This window comes from Actinomyces sp. MRS3W (genome assembly GCF_032465695.1).
In the GTDB taxonomy this organism is placed as follows: domain Bacteria; phylum Actinomycetota; class Actinomycetes; order Actinomycetales; family Actinomycetaceae; genus Actinomyces.
In genome coordinates, this window is sequence record NZ_JAWDJJ010000114.1 from 1 (window position 1) to 7,932 (window position 7,932).

Here is a 7,932-nt window from a genome sequence, read left to right on the forward strand (position 1 = left end):
GTCCCCGTGGGGGCCGCGGCGGTCGCGGCTCCACGCAGGGCGCCTTCGGTCGCGGTGGCGGTGCCCCACGCGGACGCAAGTCGCGTCGGGCCAAGCGCCAGGAGTTCGAGCAGCAGAGCGCGCCGACGATCGGCGGCGTCGTTGTCCCTCGCGGTGACGGCTCCACCCCGGTGCGCGTGCGCCAGGGCGCCACGCTGACCGACCTGGCTGAGAAGATCAACGCCAACCCCGCGGCACTGGTCACCGTGCTGTTCCACCTCGGTGAGATGGCCACGGCCACCCAGTCTCTCGACGAGGACACCTTCGCCCTGCTGGGCGCCGAGCTGGGCTACGACGTCCAGATCGTCTCCCCCGAGGACGAGGACCGCGAGCTGCTGGAGTCCTTCGACATCGACCTGGAGGCCGAGGAAGCCGGCGAAGACGACTCCAAGCTGCTGCCGCGTCCACCGGTGGTCACCGTCATGGGCCACGTCGATCACGGTAAGACCAAGCTGCTGGACGCCATCCGCTCCACCGACGTGGTCGCCGCCGAGGCCGGCGGCATCACCCAGTCCATCGGCGCCTACCAGGTGCGCGTGAACCTGGGCGATGAGACCCGCCCGATCACCTTCATCGACACCCCCGGTCACGAGGCCTTCACCGCCATGCGTGCCCGCGGTGCCGAGGTGACGGATATCGCCATCCTGGTGGTCGCCGCCGACGACGGCGTCATGCCGCAGACAGTTGAGGCGCTCAACCACGCCCAGGCGGCCGGTGTGCCCATCGTCGTCGCCGTCAACAAGATCGACAAGGAGGGCGCTAACCCGGAGAAGATCCGCGGGCAGCTCACCGAATACGGTCTGGTGCCCGAGGAGTACGGCGGCGACACCATGTTCGTCGACATCTCCGCCAAGCAGCGCACCAACATCGACGGCCTGCTCGAAGCGGTCCTGCTGACCGCCGACGCCGCCCTCGATCTGCGCGCCAACCCCGACACCGACGCCCGCGGCGTCACGGTGGAGGCGAAGCTGGACAAGGGCCGCGGCGCCGTCGCCACTGTCTTGGTGGAACGCGGCACTCTGCACGTCGGTGATCCCATCGTTGCCGGCAGTGCGTATGGGCGCGTGCGCGCCATGTTCGACGAGCACGGCAACACGCTGGACGAGGCCGGCCCGGCCCGGCCCGCCCAGGTGCTGGGCCTGACCAACGTCCCCAGCGCGGGCGACTCCTTCATCGTCGCCCCCGACGACCGCACCGCCCGGCAGATCGCCGACCGGCGCGAGGCCGCCGGGCGCGCCGCCGAGCTGGCCAAGCGCCGCAAGCGGGTCTCGCTGGAGAACCTCACCGACGTGCTCAAGGAGGGCAAGGTCGACACCCTCAACCTCATCCTCAAGGGCGACAGCTCGGGTGCGGTCGAGGCGCTGGAGGACTCCCTGCTCAAGATCGATGTTGGCGACGAGGTCGCGCTGCGCGTCATCCACCGCGGGGTGGGTGCGGTCACGCAGAACGACGTCAACCTGGCCACGGTCGACTCCGCCGTCATTATCGGCTTCAACGTGCGCCCCGCCGTGCGGGTCGCCGAGCTGGCCGACCGTGAGGGCGTCGACATGAAGTTCTACACGGTCATCTACAACGCCATCGAGGACGTCGAGGCGGCCCTCAAGGGCATGCTCAAGCCGATCTACGAGGAGGTCGAGCTGGGTACGGCCGAGATCCGCCAGGTCTTCCACTCCTCCAAGTTCGGCTCGATCGCCGGTTCCATCGTCCGTTCGGGCATCATCAAGCGGGGCGCCAAGGCTCGCCTGGTGCGCGACGGCGTCGTGGTGAACGGCGACCTCACGGTCGAGACACTGCGCCGGGAGAAGGACGACGTGACCGAGGTCCGCGAGGGCTACGAGTGTGGTATCAACCTCGCCTTCCGGGACATCGCCGAGGGCGACGTCATCGAGACCTGGGAGATGCGCGAGAAGCCGCGCGACTGAGCCGGTCCATACGACTGCTTGGGTCCGTACTGCCCGGGCGGCTGTACCACGAACGCCGGTGCCGCCACTGCCTTGTGGGGAGTGGCGGCACCGGCGTCTTCTCTGCCGGTGGCAGCGTCTAGCCGGTGGCGCGGCTGCGCGGTGCCGGGGCTGTGTGTGCTACGCCTGTTCGGGGTCTGCTACGCCACTTCAGGGTCTATTGAAGGGCTTGGAGGCCTTCAGCGGACGGTTAACTGGCGTACCAGACGGTGAAGTGGCGTAGTAGAGGGCGAGTCGGCGCGGCGCATGCTGGTTGGCGTGGGGCGAGTACGACCCTTCGCGCCCGAGTCCTCCACGCCGACGTCGAATACGACCCTTTGCGCCCGAAACCCCCGTCCATACCGGAGGTTCGGGGACAAAAGGGTCGTATTCGGGGCTTGCCCCTGCCGTCCCTGTCGGCCACTGATCCGAGGAGACGAACCGTGGCCGGCGCCTACGAGATGCACCCCGGAACCTATGAACCGTCGTCGGAGCCCACGAAGGCATCACCGGTGCCACCGCACGGTTCCGGGTGAATGCGCTCCCGGCCCAACCGGGTGCGGTCGCGCATCTCAGGGGAGCGCAGCTTGCGGGTGCTCGGAGCCAGGGACATGAACCTGCCGGCATCAGGCGGCCGGTCCGCGCTTGCCCGGCCGGGGGCGGCGCGCTAGCTGACGCAGCAGGTCCGCGACGAACACCACCACCGCCACCCACACCAGCGTCGTCGAGATCCAGCGCGCCGTCGAGATCTGCTCATGGAAGACGCCCCAGGCCAGCAGGAACTGCATGATCGGGGTGAGGTACTGGCTGAGCCCCACCACGGATAGCGGCACCCGACGCGTGCCCGCGGCGAACAACAGCAGGGGAACCGCCGTCACCGGGCCGGCCAGCACCAGCAGCGCGGCGAGGGACCCCGACGCCTGCGCGCCTTGCAACGCCCCGTGCCCGCCCGCGTACAGCCACACGAAATAGGCCAGTGCCAGCGGGGACATGCAGGCACTCTCCACCGTCAGCCCGGTCAGCGCATCCACACGCGCCCCCAGGCGTTTCTTGACCAACCCGTACAGCCCGAAGGTCAGCGCCAGGGACAGGGAGATCCACGGCAACGAGCCCTGCGCCACCACGAGCACCGCGATGGCGACGACAGCGATGCCCACGGCCACCACCTGCGCCGGCCGGAGCCGCTCGCCCAGGAAGATGGCCGCCAGCACCACCGTGACCAGCGGGTTGATGAAGTATCCCAGCGCCGCATCCGCGGTGCGGTCGGAGTTGACGGCGTAGACGTAGATGAGCCAGTTCAGGGAGACGAGCAGGCCGCTGACGGCCAGCACCCCGAGAATCCGAGGGGTGGTGACGGCGGCACGCAACGCCGACCAGGAGCGACGCACGGCGGTCAGCACCAGACAAGTTGCCAGCGTCCACACCAACCGATGACCGATGATCTCGACACTGCCCGCCGCGTCCAGCAGGCGGAAGTACAGGGGGAACAGGCCCCAAAGCAGGTAGCAGCCCAGCACCATCGCCAAGCCCGACCTGTCACCGGCGGCAGTCGCCGCGACCGCGCCGGACGCCGGAACGGTGGCGTTGATCGGTTCGGGCGCGGGGGAGCGGAGGGAAGAAGTCACGTGCGGCGGTCCTGTCCGAATGGGGAGCGGTGCGGACGAGGATAGTCCCAGCCGGGTGCGCGTGCGCCTCAGCCGCGCGCGGGACGCCCGCGGCGCACGGCATCCGTCGCGCTTGGCCGCTGCCTGGCGATCAGGCGGTCCTTGGTGCACAATGTTCCGTCCGTCGGCTGAAGACGCGGCGGCCGGCCAGGCGCCGCCCTCGCAGCCGTCGCCCACCACTGCCGGCACTCGAGCCTTAAGGAGTTCACATGGCCGACGCCGCCCGCGTTCGTAAGGTCGCCGATCACATCCACGAGACCGTCGCCCGCCTCTTGCAGGGCCGCATCAAGGACCCTCGGCTCGGTTTCGTCACCATCACCGACGTGCGCGTCACCGGTGACCTCCAGCAGGCGACCGTGTTCTACACCGTTTACGGCAGCGATGAGGAGCGTGAGGACACCGCGGCCGCCCTGCGCTCGGCCACCGGCCTCATTCGTTCCGAGGTGGGCCGGGCGCTCGGCATCCGCCTGACTCCGTCGCTCACCTTCCAGCTGGATTCACTGCCCACCCAGGCCCAGGCCTTTGAGGACGCCCTCGCCCAGGCCCGCGCCCGGGATGAGCAGATCGCCCGCACCTATGCGGGCGCCACCTACGCCGGTGACGCCGATCCCTACCGCCACGACGACGAAGACGACGAGGACGACTCCGACGGGTACGACGACGAGGACGCCTACCGCGGGGATGAGGCGTGAGCGACGCCGCGTCGGCCCCGGCAGGAGACCTCGACTCAGCACGCAGGCCCGCCGCCGCGCGCCGTCGGCCGGACAGCCGCCGCATGGACGTCCCCCGTGGACGCGCCCCGGCCCCCGACGGCCTGCTGCTGGTGGACAAGCCCGCGGGAATGACCAGCCACGACGTCGTCGCCCTCACCCGGCGCATGGCCGCCACCCGCAAGGTCGGCCACGCCGGCACCCTGGACCCCATGGCCACCGGGCTGCTCGTGCTCGGCATCGGCCGGGCCACTCGCTTCCTGACCTACCTCGTGGGCGCGGACAAGACCTACCGCGCTACCGTGCGCCTGGGGCAGGAGACCCTCACCGAGGACGCCGACGGTGAGGTCACCACCGCCCGCGGCTGCCCGGCCCCGGCGCAGTGGGACGGGGGAGAGACCGGCTTCGCTGCCGCCCTGCGGCGGGCCGCCACCGCCCTGACCGGCCGGATCGAGCAGGTGCCCAGCGCCGTATCCGCCATCAAGGTGGACGGCGTGCGCTCCTACAAGCGCGTGCGCGCCGGCGAGGACATCGCCCTGCTGGCCCGTCCCGTCACCATCCACGCACTCGACGTCGACGGCGAAGCCCGCCCGGCGCTCGCCGCAGACGGCACCCCGGTCGTCGATCTGGACCTGAGGGTGCACTGCTCCTCGGGCACCTACGTGCGTGCACTCGCTCGCGATTTGGGAGCGGCGCTGGGCTGCGGCGCCCACCTAACCGCTTTGCGCCGCACTGACGTGGGCCCCTTCACGGTGGATGACGCCGCCACCCTGGAGGCGCTCGCTGCCGCTGCCGACACCGATTCCGGTTTGCCGGTGCTGCCGTTGCGTCGCGCCGCCCGCAGCTGTTTCCCCGCCATTGACCTCACCCAGGAGGAAGCACAGGCGCTGCGCTACGGCCAAGCTCTGCCCGCCGAGGTGCTCCAGCGGGCACAGGTCCCGGACCACCCCGTTGTTGCCTCCAAGGTTCTGCCTGCGGAGGGGGACACACCGGGTGTTGCCGCCGGGTTCGACCCAGCGGGGGAGCTCGTGGCACTGTTGGCCCACAAGCATGGGCATGCCAGGCCGGTCCTCGTCGTATCGCAGCCCTGACCAACCCCGTCACATAGGAGACAGCATTGACCCAGACCACGAGTGACCGCACCCGGAGCGGTCTCGGTGACCGGTACTGAGGCGGCGGTTGTCGTGGAGATTTGGTACGGCGCCGACCAGGTGCCCGCAGCCCTAAGGGATCCGGCCGGCCCCGGCAGCGTGGTCACCGTCGGCATCTTCGACGGCGTCCACCGCGGTCACCGGGCGATCCTCGACCGCATCGTCGAACGTGCCCACCAGGCCGCTGATCCGGACGGTCCTCGCCCCTGGGCTGTGGCCGTCACCTTCGATCCGCATCCCGTGCTGGTGCATTGCCCCACCTCCCACCTGCCCATGGTCACCTCGCTGGCGGACCGGCTCCAGGCGCTGGCGGGCACCGGCTTGGATGCGGTGCTCGTGGTCCACTACACCCTGGAATTCGCCGACCAGGGCCCGGCCGAATTCGTGCGCGACTGGCTTGAGGATCTGCTGGGCGCCCGGATTATCGTCGTCGGCGACGACGTGCGCTTCGGACGTGGCAACAGCGGTGACGCCGCCACCCTGCGCGACATTGGCCGCGAGGATGGTGTCGAGGTGGAGATCGTCGCGGACGTCGTGTCGCCCTCGGGGCGTCGCTGGTCCTCCACCTGGGTGCGTGAGCTGTTGCAGGCCGGGGACATGCGCGGCGCCGCCGAGGTACTCGGACATGCGCACCGGCTGCGCGGCACCGTTGTGCACGGGCGGCGGCGGGGCCGCCAGCTCGGTTTCCCCACCGCCAACCTTGAGGCCGCCACCGCCGGCGTGGTCCCGCCCGACGGCGTGTATGCGGGCTGGCTGGTGCGTTCCCCAGGTGCTGGGGGACACCTCGTGGCGGGGGAGGAGCGCCTGCCCGCGGCCATTTCCATCGGCACCAATCCCACCTTCCATGACGTGCCGCAACGCACGGTCGAGGCGCATGTGCTCGGCCGCGCGGACCTCAACCTGTATGGGGAGGTCGTGGGCATCGAGCTGACCGAGCGGCTGCGCCCCATGCTCGCCTTCGACGGGCTGGAGGCGCTGCTGGCGCAAATGCGTCAGGACGTGGTGGACACCGCCGGCGTCCTGGGGGTGCCCGTACCCGATCCGATCCGTCCCGAGGATGTCACCGCCAGTTGAACCGCTGCCGCCCGTACCGCTGCCCGGGCGGGCTGGCGGCGCATGTGCCCGATGCCACCCCGGGGGCGGGCGGTAGCCGCGGAATCGGCTGGTAACCTGGGCCGGCCGTCGATCGGCCGCGGACGTGTCAAGCCCGGGAGAACCAGCCCCGGCGCTCCGCGCAACGAGATCAGAGGAGACATCGTGTCGATTTCCCCCGAACGCAAGCAGGAGCTCATCGCCGAGTACGCCACCCACGAGGGCGACACCGGCTCCCCGGAGGTCCAGGTCGCCATCCTGACCGAGCGGATCTCCAACCTGACCGAGCACTTCAAGGACCACGCGCACGACCACCACTCGCGCCGCGGCCTCTACCTCCTCATCGGTAAGCGCCGCCGCCTGCTGGACTACCTCCAGCGCGAGGACATCGAGCGCTACCGTTCGCTCATTGCCCGCCTGGGCATCCGCCGCTGAGCCGGAGCAGTACGCATACTTAACGTCGGCGAAGGCGTCCTCGGTCAGGGCGGCGATACCGGCTTCATCCACGCCCACCTCGCTGATGCGGGTGGGGTTGCCCAGGTCGCGGGTCAGAGCGGCGACGGCCTCGACGGCGGCGGCGCGGGCCTGGTCCAGCGGCATCGTCTGCGCGTCCTCCACACCGAAGGCCGCGGCAATGTCGCGGTACTTCTCCCCGGTGTACTCGGCGTTGAAGGCCATAATCGGGGCCAGCAGGATGCCGTTGGCCACCCCGTGCGGGGCGTTGTAGCGTCCGCCCAGCGGGTGCGCCATGCCGTGCACCAGACCCAGACCCACATTGGAGTAGGCCATGCCGTTGATATAGGCGGCCAGGCCCATCTGTTCCACGGCGTCGGCGTCGCCCTCGGCGGCCCGGCGCAGATTCTGGGCGATCATCTGGATGGAGCGCAGACACAGGGCATCGGACAGCTCCCAGGCACCGGGGGTGATGTAGCCCTCGATGGCGTGGGTGAGCGCATCCAGGCCGGTGGCAACCTTGAGGCTGCGCGGCATGCCGTCCATGAGATCGGGGTCCACCACCGCGATGACCGGGATGTCATGCGGATCCACGCACACGAACTTGCGCTGATTGGCGGTGTCGGTGATGACGTAGTTGATGGTGGTCTCCGACGCCGTGCCAGCGGTGGTGGGCACCCCGATGATCGGCGTGCCGGGGTTTTTGGTGGGGGAGGCGCCCTCCAGGCTGAGCACGTCCTCGAACTCGGGGTTGGTGGCGATCACCGAGATCGCCTTGCAGGTGTCCTGTGGGCTGCCCCCGCCCAGGCCGATGAGGATGTCGGCGCCCGAGGCGCGGAACGCCGCCAGACCCGCCTGCACCTTCTCCACCGGCGGGGTGGGG

General features: G+C 70.1%; 6 protein-coding genes and 1 pseudogene. 5 read left to right on the plus strand and 2 right to left on the minus strand.

What is annotated here, in order from left to right:
- Positions 1–1,961 (plus strand): translation initiation factor IF-2 (gene infB, locus RWX45_RS03710; RefSeq protein WP_316022432.1); only part of this gene is annotated, 1,961 nt, incomplete at its 5' end.
- A gap of 644 nt (positions 1,962–2,605) precedes the next feature.
- Here the strand turns inward: infB and rarD are convergent.
- Positions 2,606–3,604, minus strand: a complete 999-nt coding sequence (gene rarD / locus RWX45_RS03715; protein ID WP_410050672.1) for an EamA family transporter RarD — start codon at positions 3,602–3,604, stop codon at positions 2,606–2,608.
- 248 nt (positions 3,605–3,852) lie between these two features.
- Between rarD and rbfA the strand changes: the two genes are divergently transcribed.
- From rbfA to rpsO, 4 genes are all read left to right on the plus strand, one after another.
- On the plus strand, positions 3,853–4,335 hold the full coding sequence (gene rbfA, locus RWX45_RS03720) for a 30S ribosome-binding factor RbfA (protein WP_316022433.1): 483 nt from the start codon (positions 3,853–3,855) through the stop codon (positions 4,333–4,335).
- A gap of 83 nt (positions 4,336–4,418) precedes the next feature.
- Positions 4,419–5,444 carry a tRNA pseudouridine(55) synthase TruB gene (gene truB / locus RWX45_RS03725; protein ID WP_316022436.1) on the plus strand — a complete coding sequence of 342 codons (1,026 nt, stop codon included), beginning with the start codon at positions 4,419–4,421 and terminating at the stop codon, positions 5,442–5,444.
- 93 nt (positions 5,445–5,537) lie between these two features.
- The gene (locus RWX45_RS03730; RefSeq protein WP_316022437.1) at positions 5,538–6,578 is read left to right on the plus strand and encodes a bifunctional riboflavin kinase/FAD synthetase; all 1,041 of its coding nucleotides are present in this window, start codon (positions 5,538–5,540) and stop codon (positions 6,576–6,578) included.
- A gap of 183 nt (positions 6,579–6,761) precedes the next feature.
- Positions 6,762–7,031 (plus strand): 30S ribosomal protein S15, encoded by a 270-nt coding sequence (rpsO, locus tag RWX45_RS03735; RefSeq protein ID WP_316022434.1) that lies wholly within the window; start codon positions 6,762–6,764, stop codon positions 7,029–7,031.
- 21 nt (positions 7,032–7,052) lie between these two features.
- Here the strand turns inward: rpsO and RWX45_RS03740 are convergent.
- A pseudogene (locus RWX45_RS03740) lies at positions 7,053–7,932 on the minus strand (iron-containing alcohol dehydrogenase); the annotation flags it as partial.